General features: G+C 48.1%; 16 protein-coding genes and 1 pseudogene. All 17 read left to right on the plus strand.

Going from position 1 to position 16,669, the window contains the following annotated elements; translation table 11 throughout:
* Window positions 1-6 precede the first annotated feature (6 nt).
* The 17 genes and pseudogenes from mraY (at window position 7) to ABN764_RS18110 (ending at window position 16,659) form a co-directional block, all read left to right on the plus strand.
* Window positions 7-969 carry a phospho-N-acetylmuramoyl-pentapeptide-transferase gene (mraY, locus tag ABN764_RS18030; protein WP_021256756.1) on the plus strand — a complete coding sequence of 321 codons (963 nt, stop codon included), beginning with the start codon at window positions 7-9 and terminating at the stop codon, window positions 967-969.
* A 3-nt stretch (window positions 970-972) separates the two neighbouring features.
* Entirely contained in the window at window positions 973-2,391 is a 1,419-nt protein-coding gene (murD, locus tag ABN764_RS18035) for a UDP-N-acetylmuramoyl-L-alanine--D-glutamate ligase (protein WP_446672678.1), read from the plus strand.
* A gap of 47 nt (window positions 2,392-2,438) precedes the next feature.
* Entirely contained in the window at window positions 2,439-3,536 is a 1,098-nt protein-coding gene (gene spoVE, locus ABN764_RS18040; RefSeq protein WP_021256754.1) for a stage V sporulation protein E, read from the plus strand.
* Between the two features lie 5 nt (window positions 3,537-3,541).
* Complete coding sequence (gene murG, locus ABN764_RS18045; protein ID WP_446672679.1) at window positions 3,542-4,648, plus strand: undecaprenyldiphospho-muramoylpentapeptide beta-N-acetylglucosaminyltransferase; 1,107 nt, start codon at window positions 3,542-3,544, stop codon at window positions 4,646-4,648.
* A gap of 756 nt (window positions 4,649-5,404) precedes the next feature.
* Entirely contained in the window at window positions 5,405-6,688 is a 1,284-nt protein-coding gene (murA, locus tag ABN764_RS18050; protein WP_065292689.1) for a UDP-N-acetylglucosamine 1-carboxyvinyltransferase, read from the plus strand.
* 113 nt (window positions 6,689-6,801) lie between these two features.
* Window positions 6,802-7,725, plus strand: a complete 924-nt coding sequence (locus ABN764_RS18055) for a cell division protein FtsQ/DivIB (protein WP_268624501.1) — start codon at window positions 6,802-6,804, stop codon at window positions 7,723-7,725.
* A 279-nt stretch (window positions 7,726-8,004) separates the two neighbouring features.
* Window positions 8,005-9,249, plus strand: a complete 1,245-nt coding sequence (gene ftsA, locus ABN764_RS18060) for a cell division protein FtsA (RefSeq protein ID WP_021256750.1) — start codon at window positions 8,005-8,007, stop codon at window positions 9,247-9,249.
* A gap of 52 nt (window positions 9,250-9,301) precedes the next feature.
* The gene (ftsZ, locus tag ABN764_RS18065) at window positions 9,302-10,435 is read left to right on the plus strand and encodes a cell division protein FtsZ (RefSeq protein ID WP_072728869.1); all 1,134 of its coding nucleotides are present in this window, start codon (window positions 9,302-9,304) and stop codon (window positions 10,433-10,435) included.
* Between the two features lie 238 nt (window positions 10,436-10,673).
* Window positions 10,674-11,663 carry a sigma-E processing peptidase SpoIIGA gene (gene spoIIGA / locus ABN764_RS18070; protein WP_021256748.1) on the plus strand — a complete coding sequence of 330 codons (990 nt, stop codon included), beginning with the start codon at window positions 10,674-10,676 and terminating at the stop codon, window positions 11,661-11,663.
* A gap of 97 nt (window positions 11,664-11,760) precedes the next feature.
* Entirely contained in the window at window positions 11,761-12,483 is a 723-nt protein-coding gene (gene sigE, locus ABN764_RS18075) for an RNA polymerase sporulation sigma factor SigE (RefSeq protein ID WP_028531271.1), read from the plus strand.
* A gap of 130 nt (window positions 12,484-12,613) precedes the next feature.
* Complete coding sequence (gene sigG, locus ABN764_RS18080; RefSeq protein ID WP_005548072.1) at window positions 12,614-13,396, plus strand: RNA polymerase sporulation sigma factor SigG; 783 nt, start codon at window positions 12,614-12,616, stop codon at window positions 13,394-13,396.
* Window positions 13,397-13,537: 141 nt separating this feature from the next.
* Complete coding sequence (locus ABN764_RS18085) at window positions 13,538-13,825, plus strand: YlmC/YmxH family sporulation protein (protein ID WP_036592529.1); 288 nt, start codon at window positions 13,538-13,540, stop codon at window positions 13,823-13,825.
* Window positions 13,826-13,874: 49 nt separating this feature from the next.
* Entirely contained in the window at window positions 13,875-14,732 is an 858-nt protein-coding gene (gene pgeF, locus ABN764_RS18090; protein ID WP_446672680.1) for a peptidoglycan editing factor PgeF, read from the plus strand.
* Window positions 14,731-15,121, plus strand: a pseudogene (locus ABN764_RS18095) (alanine racemase); the annotation flags it as partial. The gene pgeF and the pseudogene ABN764_RS18095, both read left to right, overlap by 2 nt.
* Entirely contained in the window at window positions 15,121-15,573 is a 453-nt protein-coding gene (locus ABN764_RS18100) for a cell division protein SepF (protein WP_021256744.1), read from the plus strand. The pseudogene ABN764_RS18095 and the gene ABN764_RS18100, both read left to right, overlap by 1 nt.
* Before the next feature lie 2 nt (window positions 15,574-15,575).
* Complete coding sequence (locus ABN764_RS18105) at window positions 15,576-15,848, plus strand: YggT family protein (RefSeq protein ID WP_036592436.1); 273 nt, start codon at window positions 15,576-15,578, stop codon at window positions 15,846-15,848.
* 19 nt (window positions 15,849-15,867) lie between these two features.
* Window positions 15,868-16,659 carry a YlmH family RNA-binding protein gene (locus ABN764_RS18110; RefSeq protein ID WP_446672681.1) on the plus strand — a complete coding sequence of 264 codons (792 nt, stop codon included), beginning with the start codon at window positions 15,868-15,870 and terminating at the stop codon, window positions 16,657-16,659.
* Window positions 16,660-16,669 lie beyond the last annotated feature (10 nt).

Consider the following 16,669-nt stretch of genomic DNA (forward strand, 5'->3'; position numbering starts at 1 on the left):
TAAGGATTGGACTTCAAGTTGATGTTAATGACAATCGGTGTATCTTTTCTCCTAGCCGTCATATTGGGCCCGTTAACGATACCGCTTCTTCGTAGGTTGAAGTTTGGTCAGCAGGTTCGTGACGATGGTCCGAAGGCTCATTTGAAAAAAGCAGGAACGCCAACGATGGGTGGCGCAATTATCTTACTTGCGTTCGCTCTCTCTTTCCTTAAATTTTCGGTGATGGATACCGATTTCTATGTGCTGCTTATCGCAACACTTGGATTTGGCTTAATTGGATTTTTAGATGACTATATTAAAATTATTTTTAAACGTTCGCTCGGTTTAACTGCAAAGCAGAAGCTGATTGGACAGCTCATTTGTTCAGGACTCATTTGCTTCCTGTTGTGGCAGTCCGGTCACAGTACAGTTATTTCGATACCAGGGACGTCTCTAGGGCTTGATTTCGGATGGTTCTACTATCCGTTCATCGTCCTGATGATGCTTGCCGTGAGCAACGCGGTCAACTTCACAGATGGCTTGGATGGCTTGCTTGCCGGTACAAGTGCGATTGCCTTCTCGGCATTTGCAATCATCGCGATGCAGGCATCGGAAATATCGGCTGCGGTCAGCGCAGCAGCTATGGTTGGCGCAGTACTCGGGTTCCTCGTGTTCAATGCGCATCCAGCTAAGGTATTCATGGGCGACACAGGCTCGCTCGGGATTGGTGGAGCCATTGCAGCGGTAGCGATTCTAACGAAGACAGAACTGCTCATCATTATTATTGGCGGTATCTTCGTCATTGAAATGCTGTCGGTAATTATTCAGGTCGTATCCTTCAAGACACGCGGCAAGCGCGTGTTCAAGATGAGCCCGATCCATCATCACTTTGAACTGTGCGGATGGTCGGAATGGCGAGTAGTTATTACGTTCTGGCTTGCGGGAATCGTATTAGCCGGACTTGGATTATGGATCAACAAGGGGATGTAACGAATGAATCACCCAGAAACGTATCAAGGGAAGCGCGTTGTCGTACTTGGCTTAGCCAAGAGCGGCGTCAGCGCAGCGCAATTGTTCCACAAGTTCGGTGCGATTGTCACCGTCAATGATAAGAAGGATCGCGACAAGTGCCCCGAAGCTTCGGTATTAGAAGCTTTGGGCATTTGTGTTGTATGCGGGCATCATCCAGATAACTTGATCGATGAGCAGGTATCGCTTGTAGTCAAAAATCCGGGAATCCCCTATACGGCTCCTCCAGTAGCCCGCGCTGTGGAACTCGGCATCGAGGTCGTAACGGAGGTAGAGGTTGCGTATCAGCTGAGTCCAGCTCCGATTATCGGGATTACGGGAAGCAATGGGAAGACGACAACGACAACATGGGTAGGCAAGACGTTGGAAGCTGCAGGAATGAAGCCGATTGTTGCAGGCAACATAGGCACTCCGCTTTGTCAGGCGGCTCAGGATGCGGACGAGGACAATACACTGGTTGTGGAACTCAGCAGCTTCCAGTTGAAGGGGACAAGCGCTTTTCGCCCTCGCATTGCATGCTTACTTAACATTGCTGAGACACATCTTGACTATCATGGCTCAATGGAGGATTACGTCAATTCGAAGGCACGATTATTCTCCAATATGGGAAGCGAAGATATTGCGGTGCTGAACGCAGATGATGAGACTTGCTGTAGTCTTGCATCCGATATTCAAGCGACGAAGTGGTGGGTATCTTCGATGAAGCGCGTGGAGCGCGGCGTATTCGTAGAGCCATCCTATGAGTTTGAGGCGAAGGAAGAGGAGCGAATGATCGTCTATGCAGATGGCACAGGCCAATTGCATCGGATTCTTTCTGTCGTGGAACTCGGCATCCCAGGAAGATATAACGTGGACAACGCCTTGGCAGCGTGTGCCATTTCGATTGCTGCGGGTGTAGAGCCTTCAGCACTTGCAGAGCCTCTGCGTTCGTTCCAAGGGGTAGAGCATCGTCTTGAATTCGTATGCGAGCAAGACGGTGTGAAGTACTACAATAACTCCAAGGCTACGAATACGAAGGCTACCCTGATGGCATTGGGCGCATTCGAACGCAATATTATTCTTATTGCGGGTGGACTTGACCGAGGGCTGGACTTCCATGAGCTGATCCCCATTATGGGAGAGCGAGTGAAGGCAGTTGTTACGATGGGCCAAACGCGTCACATTATGAAACAAGTTGCCGAGAAGGCAGGTTTAACGGATATATCTGTCGTCGACAATGTAGATCATGCAGCCGACGCAGTGAAGGAAGCTGTCGATATGGCGCACGCTTATGCGAAGCCAGGCGATATCATTCTCTTGTCACCAGCATGTGCAAGCTGGGACATGTTCCCGTCTTATGAAGATCGGGGACGCATGTTTAAAGCGGCGGTGCATAGTCTGTAGTAGGGGGGTGTTCAAGCCCCTACATTGTCCTAATAGAGGTGTACCGCATGGTCAAAGCACGCACTGCGCCCGATTTGTGGCTAATCGTCTCGGTACTGTCCCTGCTATCGATCGGTATGATTATGGTATACAGCGCCGGTGCTGTTCTCGCCTTCCGGGAATATGGAGATTCGTTCTACTTCGTTAAGCGTCAATTGCTGTTTGCTCTGCTGGGGATTGCTGCGATGTTCGTTACGATGAATACGGACTATCGCGTATGGAAGCGATATGCGAAGATTGGACTTCTTATTTGCTTCGTGCTCCTGATTGTTGTTCTCATTCCGGGAATCGGCAATGTTCGGGGTGGGGCGCGAAGCTGGCTAGGCATCGGTTCGTTTGGCATACAGCCGTCCGAGTTTATGAAGCTCGGGATGATTCTGTTCATGGCCAAAATGCTCTCCGAGGAGCAAACGAGCATTACGAGCTTTACAAAGGGGCTGCTGCCGCCGCTTGCGATTATGGGAACGGCGTTCGGACTTATCATGCTGCAGCCGGATCTCGGTACAGGAACGGTCATGGTTGGTGCGGTGCTGCTTGTTATTTTTGTGGCGGGAGCTCAGATGAAGCATTTGCTGTCGCTTGCTGCAGTTGGGGTAGCTGGGTTCGTTGGACTCGTGCTCGCTGCGCCCTATCGGCTTCTGCGGATTACCGCATTTCTTGATCCTTGGCAGGATCCGCTGGGGGCTGGATACCAATCGATTCAGTCGTTATTTGCTATAGGGCCAGGCGGTCTTATGGGACTTGGCCTCGGTGCCAGCCGCCAGAAATACAGCTATGTGCCTGAGCCGCAAACTGATTTTATCTTCTCGATTTTAGCAGAGGAACTAGGATTTTTAGGTGCAGTTACGGTTTTGATTTTATTTCTTATCTTAGTGTGGCGAGGTATGCGAACTGCTCTGACGGCGCCTGATAAATTCGGCAGCCTGCTGGCGGCAGGCATTGTTGGAATTGTGGCAGTTCAAGTGATCATTAATATTGGTGTCGTAATTGGACTCATGCCAGTTACGGGAATAACGCTGCCATTAATTAGTTATGGTGGCTCGTCGCTGACCTTAATGCTGACTGCACTAGGAATTTTACTGAATATATCACGTTATGCGAGGTGAAAGTCATGCGCGTCGTGCTCAGCGGTGGCGGGACAGGTGGACATATCTACCCGGCAGTCGCCATTGCAAGGGAATGCGAGAAGCAGTATCCCGGCAGCGCTTTTTTATATATCGGAACAGAGAAGGGATTGGAGAGCCGTCTCGTTCCTGAAGAGGGCTTGGATTTTCGGGCGATTGAAATTACAGGATTTCGCCGCAAGCTTTCAATGGAAAACTTCAAGACGATCATGCGTTTCATTCGCGGTGTAGGCAAGGCCAAAGAAATGCTGCGAGAATTCAAGCCTGATGTAGTCGTTGGAACGGGTGGATATGTGTGCGGTCCCGTTGTATACGCTGCAGCGAAGCTTGGAATTCCGACCGTCATTCATGAACAGAATGTGATTCCAGGCTTGACGAATACGTTTCTAAGCCGATATACGAGTACAGTTGCGGTTAGCTTCGAGCAATCGACTCCGTATTTCAAGAAAGCAAAAAACGTAGTTTATTGTGGGAATCCGCGAGCAACGGCAGTGATGGAAGCGGAGAAAGCACGCGGCTTCGCGACTCTCGGATTGCCGAGCGACAGCCGAATTGTCCTCATCGTAGGCGGTAGCCGAGGTGCAAAGGCAGTGAACGAAGCGATGATCGGCATGGCGCCATTACTGAAGCAATTGCCGGATGTACACTTCGTGTATGTGACGGGGCAGAACTATTATGAAAATACACGGAAGGCTGTGCTGCAGACGAGTGATGCAGTTCGCAATCATCTGCATGTCCTGCCTTACATCAGCAACATGCCTGAAGTGCTTGCGGCAACAACGCTCGCTGTCAGTCGAGCGGGAGCTTCTTCACTTGCAGAGATGACTGCTCTCGGAATTCCTTCCATCTTGATCCCGTCGCCAAATGTGACGAACAATCACCAGGAAGCGAATGCGCGCTCCTTGCAGGATGAGGGAGCAGCCATTATGATTACCGAGAAAGAACTGTCGACAGAAGCTTTGTTCGGCCATATCAAGTCGTTGATGACTGATGAAGCGAAGCGAAAAAACATGTCTGACGCTGCCAAGTCTTTTGGCAAGCCAGATGCAGCTGCAAGAGTAGTAGCTGAATTACAACGATTATCGGGCAAGTAAGCTTGCCCGATTTTTTTGTGCCTAATTTACGAGCTTAAGGGTTTGATGCAACTATTGTCCTGAAATTGTCAGAACGTCATATAGTAGAAGAATCGGGAATGGGCTCCTGTCACACAACGTTTCGCCCGAACATAATATACTCTATACATCGTGACAGATTCCCCCAGACCGCTGCCTCGTCGTACACTCTTCAAGATTGCACGGCTTGTGAATATGAACCTAAGTATAGCTGACGGCAGCTCACAATCCTTGTGAGATGGTGTGGCGTGGCTTTGCCACGGAAGCGAGGAAGGCAAATTGGTATGCTGGAGCGACCCTCCATTCATGCAGATGGAGCTATCCACACACAGTGTAGAGCTGTCGAGGCTTGAATATGCTGAGCGCATTCATGAACGGTCTGAAGCGCCGTATCCATGAGTGCAGGAGCGCACGGGTCGGATGTGTCACGAATAATTGATACTGCTGAGATTGAACTGGGATAGGGAAATTGGTGAGTGAAATGACGGAACCTGTGCATTTTTCCTGTGCATTTTTCGCATACGGCCCTCTGCGCTGCTTAACAGGTTTGTCGGAAATGCGACGCTAAGCTCTTCAGCATAGGGGATGCCAATTTCATTGTTATCACCGGTCAAGCAACAGCGTCAGACGTGCTTGCCCTTATAGCGTGCATTCAACAGATGATTCAAGAGATACAATCATGCAGCGTTGGTGCCGAAAATCGAGTAGTGGGTGAGCGGTAATCTCGGAGGTGACACATTGGACAAATTGGTGATTGAGGGTGGAAGGCCTCTATCTGGTACGATTCGTATCCAAGGAGCTAAAAATGCCGCTTTACCAATTATGGCAGCCTCGATTCTAACCGATGGCATCGTTAGGCTAGAGAACGTTCCGCAATTGCTAGACATCGAAGTCATGCAGCACATTATGCGAAGTCTGGGCTGCAGGACGATCCAAGATGGAGGGACGGTCTCCATTGATACGTCAGGCGCCCATTCCACGCATGTGCCGGAGGATTTGATGCGCCAGATGCGTTCTTCTATTTTCTTGATGGGGCCGCTGCTTGCAAGGTTTAAGGAGGTTCACATCTATCAGCCAGGTGGCTGTGCAATCGGTGAGAGGAAGATTGATCTGCATCTGCGTGGACTGCAGTCATTAGGCGCAGAGCTGGAGCATTGCGGCAATCGAATCACATGCCGTGCAGAACGGCTCATTGGGACAGATATTCATCTTGATTTTCCAAGTGTTGGTGCCACGGAGAATGTGATGATGGCAGCCGTTCTCGCAGAAGGAACGAGTGTCATAACGAATGCAGCAAGAGAACCGGAAATTGTTGACTTGCAGCATTTTCTTAACAGCATGGGTGCACAGGTGTCAGGAGCCGGTACAGACACAATTGTCGTTGAAGGCGTTACGAAGCTAAGAGGAAGCCAATATGAAGTGATGCCTGATCGCATTGTAGCGGGTACGCTCATGATAGCCGCTGCGGCAACCCGAGGAGCAGTAACGCTGACCAATGCGCATGCGAGCCACTTGACTTCGCTAATCCATATCCTGCGCCGCGCCGGTGTTCAGATCGCAACGAGTGATGGTATAATCAACGTAACTAGCTTTGGTAGAGCGAAGGCTGTAGAGCGAATTGTAACGTCACCATATCCTGCGTTCCCGACTGATTTGCAATCTCAGCTGATGGTGTTACTGTCACTTGCTGATGGGGTAAGTGTGATGAAGGAGACGGTATTTGAAGGCCGTTTCCGGCATGTCGAGGAACTCGCCAGAATGGGAGCAGATATTCGGGTTGATCTGAGTAATGCATTTATCAAAGGTGTGCCAGAATTGTATGGTTCGACAGTCGAGGCAACCGACCTGCGCGCAGGAGCGGCGCTCGTTATTGCTGGGCTTGCCGCAAGCGGTCGTACCGTCGTAGAGAATGTTCATCACATTGATCGCGGTTACGATAGTATCGAGCATATGTTTACTAGGCTCGGCGCGAAGATTGAACGAATCACGTCTGTGCCTAAGCTTGATATTGCCAACGGATAATGCAATAATTTATACTCGGTCCCCTTCTTTGATACGGAAGGGGACTGTAGTAATTCTCGTATTGATGTTTCTAGTTACTTTGAAATGTGTATTGATAGAAGGGGATGAATCCAGTGTCATTGAGAACGATACCCCCGCTGCCTGATAAGCCGGTGAGGAAGAAACGGATAGGTGTCAGAGTGAAATGGCTGCTCCTCTTCCTTCTAGTTGTGCTGCTTGTTGTCCTGTTCTTCAGGTCATCAATCAGTAAAATAAAAGAAGTTCGCTGGATTGGGAATCACCTCGTCAGTTATGAACAATTAAGCAGCAGCAGTGGTGTGAAGCCGGGTGAACCGTATTTCGGAACGAGTGAAAGTTCTGTTGCGGAACGAATCAAGGCGGAGTTCCCATTTGTCAAATCGGTTCAAGTGGACAAGCAGTTCCCAAGTGTCATTGAAATTTATATTCAAGAATATGCCCCAGTTGCTTATGAGTTGACGGAAGATGGGAGCATCCAAGCATGCTTGGAGAACGGTGCGGTGATCTCGCTGAAGGATAAGCAGAAGCTTGTACTGGAGAAGCCGGTTCTTACACAGTGGGAAGGTCAAGCCGAATTGAAGACCGAGCTAAGCAAGGCACTTGCGGCTACGCCAAGAGGGCTGCTGGCTGATATTTCGGAGATCCGCTACTACCCGTCCTCTTCTTATCCTGATCGGATTAAGATGTATACACGTTCTGGGTTCGAAGTGGTTACGACTGTGCCTCTACTTCCTGATAAGATAGCTTACTTGAGCGGTGTCGTGGAATCTCAGTCTCCTGGACGGATAACGATGCTGAAGGCAGACTCGTATATTCCGTATTCCAGCCTGCCAAATGACATCGAGGCTCTCGAGGGAGCCAAAGAGGACAAGGGAGAAGCTGAAAGCTCTAAGGAAGGCACCGGCTCGGAGAATACAAATGAGAAAGTACGTGGATCTGAGCAGGAAAAAGGAGCTGACGCAGAGAATGATTTAAAGGAACCTGAGAAAGGCCAAGAAACAAACAAGGAAACGGAATAAGACAATGGTTCATCCATGAATGAGCAAAATATGGAGAGATAAAAAAACTCTACTCAATAAACGGAAAAAATGCTAGAATAAAACTTATGGGTATTTCCGTTCTCTCCTTCTTTTTTCTTCACGTTTTTAAGAAAGAAGACGGTTACTGCTTATATGGAAGGAATTTGTCTTCAAAAAATTTGTAGAAAAAAGAGGGAATGACTAAACTTTGTTGAATACATACAAAGTGTCCGGGGATACAAACATACCAATTGATTGGGAACTAGGAGGTGCCACGGGTTGAGCAGCAATGACATCATTGTGAGTTTGGACATCGGTACATCCAAAGTGCGCGCTATCATCGGGGAAATTAACAACGGAACGCTGCAAATTATCGGCGTTGGATCTGCTGACTCAGAAGGTATTCGCAAAGGTGCGATTGTAGATATTGATCAGACTGTCCAGTCAATTCGTAATGCGGTAGAGCATGCGGAGCGAATGGTCGGCATTGAAATTACGGAAGTGTACGTAGGCATATCAGGCAATCATATCGGCTTGCAATCCAGCCATGGAGTTGTCGCGGTATCGAATGAAGACCGTGAGATTGGCGAAGAGGATATTGAGCGTGTGCTCAAAGCAGCAGAAGTTATTGCTTTGCCACCAGAGCGTGAAATCATCGACGTGGTTGCAAAGCAATATGTTGTTGATGGACTGGAGGATATTCATGATCCTCGAGGCATGATAGGTGTTCGCTTGGAAGTCGATGCCACGATTATAACTGGGGCGAAGACAGCTGTACATAACTTGTTGCGTTGTGTGGAGAAGGCTGGCTTGCATGTCAAGGATCTAATATTAATGTCTCTTGCCGGAGGGCAGTTGGCATTGTCTAAAGATGAGAAGATGATGGGCTCCGTCCTTGTAGATGTCGGTGCAGGTGCTACAACTATTGCTGTGTTCCAAGATGGAACGCTTGCTGCTACGTCTACATTGCCTATTGGAGGGGACTTCGTTACGAACGATATCGCATATGGTCTTCGAACCATGTCTGACCATGCAGAGAAAGTAAAGCTGAAGTTCGGCTGTGCATGGATTGAGGACGCGCTAGAGGATCATGTGTTCAAAGTAACGCGTATCGGCAGCAATGTGGAGAAGGAATTCAATCAAGTATTTCTTGCGAACATTATCGAACCACGTATGGAAGAAATATTCCAGCTTGTCAAAAATGAAGTGAAGCGACTTGGCTTCACGGAGCTGCCAGGTGGGTATATTCTGTCTGGAGGCACAGTCTCTATGCCTGGAGTTCTGAAGTCCGCCCAAGCTGCCATGCAGACTTCGGTACGAATCGCGGTACCTGACTTTATTGGTGTACGCGATCCAGGATTCGTAAGCGGTGTTGGGGTATTGCATCATGTGTTGCGCTCCGTTCGTCCACGCAGTGCAGGTGGCGCCAAGAAAGCGGCAACTCGGAAGCCAACTCCAATGGAATCATCAAACAAACCTAGCTTCATTGATCGGTTAAAAAATATGTTTAGTGAATTCATTTAATAAAAGTTGACTTCAGGCCATCGGTGCACAATGAAGAGGAGATGGAGGACTCATGTTGGAATTTGAATTTGAGATGGAACAGTTGGCCCAAATTAAAGTTATTGGTGTCGGTGGCGGCGGTAGCAACGCGGTTAACCGAATGATTGATAATGGCGTTCAGGGCGTTGAATTTATTACAGTAAACACGGATGCGCAGGCGCTTCACTTTGCGAAGTCCGAGCACAAGCTGCAGATCGGCGACAAATTGACGCGCGGTCTTGGTGCAGGTGCGAACCCAGAAGTAGGGAAGAAGGCTGCAGAAGAATCCCGCGAGTTGATCAGCAATACGCTGAAAGGTGCAGACATGGTATTCGTTACTGCCGGTATGGGAGGCGGAACAGGTACTGGTGCTGCTCCTGTAATTGCTGAGATCGCGAAGGAATGCGGCGCATTGACTGTTGGTGTCGTTACGCGTCCATTCACATTCGAAGGCCGCAAGCGTTTTTCGCAAGCAGAAATCGGTATCGAAGCATTGAAGGAAAAGGTAGATACGCTTATCGTAATCCCGAATGACCGTTTGCTAGAAATCGTAGACAAGAAGACACCAATGCTGGAAGCTTTCCGCGAGGTTGATAACGTACTCCGTCAAGCTGTGCAAGGTATTTCTGACTTGATCCAGGTACCAGGTCTTATCAACTTGGACTTCGCGGACGTGAAGACGATTATGACTGAGCGTGGTTCTGCCTTGATGGGGATTGGTGTTGCGAACGGTGAGAACCGTGCTGCTGAAGCTGCACGCAAGGCGATCATGAGTCCATTGCTCGAGACTTCCATTGATGGTGCTCGTGGTGTTATCATGAACATTACAGGTGGCGCAAATCTGTCCTTGTATGAAGTCAATGAAGCAGCAGAAATCGTTACGGAAGCTTCCGATGTGGAAGTAAATATGATCTTCGGTGCGATCATCGATGAGAATATGAAGGACGATATTAAAGTTACGGTTATTGCGACAGGATTCGAGAGCAAGGCGGCTGCGCCAATTCCAGGACGTCGTCCAGCTACTGGCTCGACTAGTTCAAACTCTGGCGAATCTCAGGAATCTCGTTCCTCGTCTACATTGCGCCCGTTCGGCAATCAACCAGCGTCTGATCAGCTGGATATTCCGACGTTTTTGCGTAACCGTCCACGCAGCACAAATAACGAATAATACGTACTACTTTACTATAAGCGTCTGCCCGTTAAGGGCAGACGCTTTTTGCATTTTCCACAACTACCTCCGACGGCGACTAGCGCTGTTATCTAATGGTCCTTCCCGATGAAGATTGGAATGATCGACAAAAAAAGTGCCATTCCACACCCATCATTAGACAGACTTCGAATACATCACTCTTTATACTAATTAATAACTTCCCAATAGTTGGCGGCAGAAAAAGGAGGGAAGCGCATTGACCGTCATCTATGCCGATCTTCTATTCGGCCTGAACTTAGTATTGGATTGGACGCTGCTGCGAATGACTGCGAAGATCCGCGGAATCCAGTTTTCGCGCTGGCGGATCGTTGCCGCAGCAGGCTTGGGTACTGCGTATGCAGCAGTGCTCTTTATTCCTTCTTATCCAATCCTCTATACGTATGTTGGCAAATTACTCTTATCTATACTTATGATCATCTTGGCGTTTGGATTTCAGAATGCCGGATATTTTCTTAAAAATGTTGCTGTCTTTTATTTTTCAGCCTTTGTCATTGCTGGCGGGGCATTTGGGCTGCAATATTTGCTGCAGGATGCGCGGGCTTGGACAATATCCGATCGTGCGACACAATGGATGGATGCTCATCGCACTACCTTTCAAGCTGGAATCGGCTTTCTCGTAGTAGCTCTTCCTGCCTCTTACGCATTATTCCGTCTCGTATGGCGACATAGTGCAAGACAGCAGCAGGTAGTGAAGCAGCTGGTGCAATTGGATATCTATATAGGCGATACAGTTCGACATTGTACAGGACTCGTAGATACGGGAAATCATCTGCGAGACCCACTAGGAGGAGCGCCTGTAGTGGTAACGGAGTCGAGGCTATGGGAGGGCGTTCTGCCTTCTGAATGGTTGAAGAGGCTTCGGTCAGAGCAGCCATTTGATATGCTTCAGTCTTGGAAGGGTACAAGTGAAGACGGAGGAATGCTGGACGAATCCCGGCTACGGCTCATCCCTTATCGTGGGGTGAATCGTGACATGCAGTGGATGATGGGACTGCGTCCGGATTCGGTTCGGATACGCACAGAGAACGAGACTTATCTATGTACGAAAGTAATTATCGGGTTGGATGGCGGAACATTGTCACATGATGGTGCCTTCCAAGCTATCGTGCATCCAGATTTGCTGCAAACTTCAGAGAATGAGTCTGCCTATCATGCTATGCCGGATTCTACTCACCGTGCTTCGTAAGCGGCCTGCTAGGATGAACATTGCTATTATTCTATCGATTATACTGATGTACCTATACGAACGACCCTGTCATCACTAAGTTGTAGGAGGATTGGCGATGCGTTTGCAATGGAAACTGAGGATGCAGCTTCACTATTATCGGCTGTTATTCTGGCTAGGACTGAAGCGGGATGAGATTTATTATATTGGCGGAAGCGAGGCTCTGCCTCCACCATTAACCAGGGAAGAAGAGGAGTTTTTGCTGTCACGGCTGTCGACCGGGGAGTCAGCAGTACGAGCAATGTTGATTGAGCGTAATTTGCGTCTCGTTGTTTATATTGCGCGCAAATTTGAAAATACAGGCATCCATATTGAAGATTTGGTCTCGATCGGTGCTATTGGACTGATTAAGGCTGTTAACACCTTTGATCCAGAAAAGAAAATCAAGCTTGCTACGTACGCATCGCGCTGTATCGAAAATGAAATTTTGATGTATTTGCGACGTAACAGCAAGACAAGAACAGAAGTATCCTTCGACGAGCCGCTCAATATTGATTGGGATGGCAACGAATTGCTGTTATCGGATGTGCTTGGAACAGAGAACGATACAATTTATAAAAATATTGAAGAGCAGGTTGACCGCAAACTGCTGCACAAAGCCTTGGATAAGCTAAGTGATCGGGAACGAATGATCATGGAGCTGCGCTTCGGATTGACAGATGGAGAAGAGAAGACACAGAAGGATGTGGCCGATATGCTAGGCATATCCCAGTCGTATATTTCCCGGCTTGAGAAACGGATTATTAAGCGTTTGCGCAAAGAATTTAATAAGATGGTGTAAACGTTTCACTGCTTGAACGGGTGCGGAATACGGCTCAATCGGAACTAATCAGGCGCAGGAAACGCAGGAATAAAAAAGCACCCCGGGGAGATAATGTACATTAATGTTTCATCCCTGGGAGGTAATACAAATGACCCGAAACAAAGTCGAAATTTGCGGTGTCGATACATCGAAGTTGCCCGTCCTCACGAACGCCGAAATGAGGGAATTGTTCGTGTCATTACAGGAGCGAAACGAGCTATCGGCTCGGGAGAAGCTGGTAAACGGTAATTTGAGGCTCGTATTGAGTGTGATCCAGCGATTTAACAACCGAGGCGAATTCGTTGATGACTTATTCCAAGTTGGCTGTATTGGATTAATGAAAGCCATTGACAACTTCGACCTTGGTCAGAATGTTAAATTCTCTACATATGCGGTTCCGATGATTATCGGAGAAATTCGCAGATACTTACGGGACAATAACCCAATCCGGGTGTCCAGAAGCTTGCGGGACATCGCGTATAAAGCATTGCAAGTGCGTGACTCCTTAACCAATCAGAATTCTCGTGAACCGACGATTCACGAAATCTCGGAGGCGTTGAATGTTCCGAAGGAAGATGTCGTGTTCGCACTTGATGCGATTCAAGATCCTGTGTCCTTGTTCGAGCCAATTTATCATGATGGCGGCGATCCGATTTATGTGATGGATCAAATTAGCGATGAGAAGAATAAGGACGTGTCATGGATCGAAGAGATCGTGCTGCGTGAGGCAATGCGGAAGTTGAACGAACGTGAGAAGATGATTTTATCGATGCGTTTTTTCGAAGGCAAAACCCAAATGGAAGTTGCAGACGAGATTGGTATTTCACAAGCGCAAGTATCTAGGTTGGAGAAATCCGCAATCAATCAGATGCAGAAGCATGTTCGCACGTAAATACCTAGTTTGAACAGATAAGCCGTCCGCGGTTAAGCGGCGGCTTTTTTTTATGTCTGTCAGGGCATTTTGCCCAATGCATTCATATACTAAGGTATGTACGCTGGCTACGGTCAAATTCCTGGTGGAATGGTGATTGCGATGAAAATTTCTGATTTTCAAACGAAGGATGTAATCAACATTATCGACGGCAAGAAATTAGGTCAAGTAAGCGATGTAGAGCTCGATATGAAACAGGGAAGAATTGAATCCATCGTGGTTCCCAATTACAGTAAGTTCATGGGGTTGTTCGGTGGCGGAAGCGAGTTGATCATTCCTTGGCGAAATATTGTTAAGATCGGCGCTGATGTCGTTCTGGTGAAAATGGAGGAAATGAAGCAGGCGCGAACTGAAGAATATGACAGCACTGCCTTTGTACAGAAACAATAGGCTTCACCGTACGGTTTGTGGTAAACTGTACGGTGAGGTGATTATCGTCATGGAACCATTTCAATTACAGAAGCCTGAGGCAGCAGAAGGGCCTGTCCTATTGAATGTCAAGAAATGGACAGAGGCTTATCCAGAGTTGACGGCTGGTTTCACAACAAGAAATGGCGGCGTGAGCAGTGAGCATTTTAACTCATTGAATTGTGCGCTGCATGTACACGATAATGAGGCAGATGTCATCCATAATCGCGAGCTTGTCGCCAAAGCGTGCGGCATGCCATTTGAAGCATGGACATGTGGTGAGCAGGTGCATGGAAGTCATGTTCATGTCGTTACAGAGGAAGAACGTGGAAAAGGAAGGCTGAATCGTGAAGATGCGATTCAAAATACGGATTCTTTGGTTACTGATGTTACGGGAGTTCTGTTGACTTCATTTTATGCCGACTGTGTTCCATTGATGTTCTTAGATCCGATCCAGCGCGTGGTCGGTCTTGCACATGCAGGGTGGAAAGGAACCGTCAGCAATATTGGCGCTGCAACGGTACATAAGATGCAGGAGCAGTTTGGCTGCCGTATTGAGCATATTCAAGCAGCGATTGGACCATCGATTAGCTCCTGCTGCTATGAGGTGGACGAGCGCGTAATTGGCGAAGTGAGGCGTGTGCTCGCAGGCGATCCACAAGCGGATCAAGTTCAGAATGAGATCATCCGTCCGACAACATCTGGGCATGCTATGCTTGATTTGCGTGAATTGAATCGACATTTGTTGATCCAAGCAGGAATTTTGGCAACAAATATCGAATGTACTACACTGTGCACCGGCTGCAATATAGATATGTTCTATTCCCACCGAATAGAGGGTGGGACGACCGGTCGCATGATGAGTTGGATTGGCTGGAAGAAGGGATGACAGAATGACGCTGCAGCAACGAATCGAAGCTATAGGGCGGAACATTCGCTGCTTCATTCAGGTGAATATCTAGGGTGAGGAATCCAAGCATGGATTAGAACCGGAACAAGCCGCGGCTTTTGTGGAGCAATTGCGCGCGTTTCCTCATATTGAGCCGATTGGACTAATGACGATGGCTCCATACGAAGCTGAACCGGAACATACGAGACCCGTATTTCGCAGATTACGGCATATTACGTGAGTTGCGAGACGAATTTGGATCATCGTTGTCCATATCATTGCCGCACTTATCGATGGGGATGCCCAATGATTTTGAAGTCGCTGTGGAAGAGAGGGCGACATGGCTGAGATTTGGATCCGTCCTAGTTGGGAAGGAAGGGGAAACGTAATGGGTGTAATGAACCGATTTATGAATTTTCTAGGACTTCAAGAAGAAGAAGAAATCATTGAGCGTGAGAAGGTAGTAACGGATATGAACGAGCAAGAGGTAGAAGCGCCGAATTTTGACCAGCGCAAATCCTCTAAGGCTGCTAATGTAGTGAGCATACACTCACAGAAGTCCTCCAAGATGGTGCTATATGAGCCGCGTTCTTATGATGAGGCCCAAGAGATTGCGGATCACTTGCGTTCACGGCGCTCGGTTATCGTGAATTTGCAAAGAGTTCGGAAGGATCAAGCTTTTCGGATTATTGATTTCTTGAGTGGCACGGTCTATGCATTAAGCGGAAACATATCCAAGGTTGGTGGAAATATATTCGTGTGTACCCCCGAGCAGGTTGAAATTCAAGGTTCCATCACAGAAATCCTACACGACGATTACGAAAACATGCAAACGAGGTGACCTTGTTGGAGTATCAGATTGCTGAATACGTGTATTACCTGTTCAACATATACAGATGGTTAATTATTGTTTATATTTTGATGTCTTGGGTACCTAATGTACGCGAGAGCTTTATCGGCGAGATTCTAGGCAAGATTGTTGAGCCTTATTTGGCTCCGTTCCGCCGTATTATTCCGCCAATCGGCGGGATGCTGGACATTTCCCCAATCGTGGCATTGTTCACGCTTGAGTTCGTGTACAGAGGTGTAATTGCTGTACTTCAGTATTTTATTTAGCAATAGGTGAGTGCTAGTGATGACAGCAAATGAAAATATTTATACGCACTTTCACCCTGATGAGCGTGTGTTTGTCGATCGCGCTGCGGAGTGGGTGGAACGTGCGGCGCAAGTCCACGAGATCCGTCGTACTGATTTTTTGGATCCGAGACAAGCTTTTATTGTGGCTACATTGGTCAATCGGAATGCTGATGTTCAGCTGCGCTTGGATGGAGGGCATGAGCAGGCCGAACGCAAGCGTGCGCTCATTGCTCCCGATTATGTTTACGCAGACGGAGAAGAAATGGGGATGCAAGTCCTTCAAATTACTTCTTCCGACCGCAATTGGGGGCAGCTTGAGCATGGCGATTTCTTGGGAGCTGTGCTCGGGCTTGGCATAAAGCGAGGCAAAATTGGCGATATTCACGTTAACGATGATCGTTGCCACATTGTGATCACAGAAGAAATTGGGGCTTTTCTCGATACACATCTGCGTCAGGTACATCGCGTGAATGTAATGACCGAGATTGTCCCATTATCCGAGCTTCGGACTGCTCATGCAGAGCTGAATATGATGTCCATAAGTGTTGCATCCCTTCGATTGGATGGAATTGCTAGCGATGTATTCAGACTTAGCCGAACGAAGATCGTAACCCCGATCAAGGCGGGGAGATGCAAGGTGAACTGGAAGGTAGAAGAAAATCCGTCCACCCAGCTCCAAGCGGGGGATGTTGTCTCCTTGCAAGGGTTCGGACGATTCAAAGTAATAGAAATTGAAGGCGTGTCGAAAAAAGGCCGCATGCGTATTTCGGTAGGTACTTATACACGTTGAGCTCGCTGTA

The organism is Paenibacillus wuxiensis, from assembly GCF_040195695.1.
GTDB lineage: Bacteria > Bacillota > Bacilli > Paenibacillales > Paenibacillaceae > Paenibacillus_B > Paenibacillus_B suaedae.

Excerpts from the sequence above, each read along its gene's own strand:
- pgeF (WP_446672680.1), top strand. The coding sequence starts at position 13,875 with ATGGAACCATTTCAATTACAGAAGCCTGAGGCAGCAGAAGGGCCTGTC.
- ABN764_RS18110 (WP_446672681.1), top strand. The coding sequence starts at position 15,868 with ATGACAGCAAATGAAAATATTTATACGCACTTTCACCCTGATGAGCGT.
- sigG (WP_005548072.1), top strand. The coding sequence starts at position 12,614 with ATGACCCGAAACAAAGTCGAAATTTGCGGTGTCGATACATCGAAGTTG.
- sigE (WP_028531271.1), top strand. The coding sequence starts at position 11,761 with ATGCGTTTGCAATGGAAACTGAGGATGCAGCTTCACTATTATCGGCTG.
- ABN764_RS18100 (WP_021256744.1), top strand. The coding sequence starts at position 15,121 with ATGGGTGTAATGAACCGATTTATGAATTTTCTAGGACTTCAAGAAGAA.
- ABN764_RS18085 (WP_036592529.1), top strand. The coding sequence starts at position 13,538 with ATGAAAATTTCTGATTTTCAAACGAAGGATGTAATCAACATTATCGAC.
- spoVE (WP_021256754.1), top strand. The coding sequence starts at position 2,439 with ATGGTCAAAGCACGCACTGCGCCCGATTTGTGGCTAATCGTCTCGGTA.
- ftsZ (WP_072728869.1), top strand. The coding sequence starts at position 9,302 with ATGTTGGAATTTGAATTTGAGATGGAACAGTTGGCCCAAATTAAAGTT.
- murG (WP_446672679.1), top strand. The coding sequence starts at position 3,542 with ATGCGCGTCGTGCTCAGCGGTGGCGGGACAGGTGGACATATCTACCCG.
- murD (WP_446672678.1), top strand. The coding sequence starts at position 973 with ATGAATCACCCAGAAACGTATCAAGGGAAGCGCGTTGTCGTACTTGGC.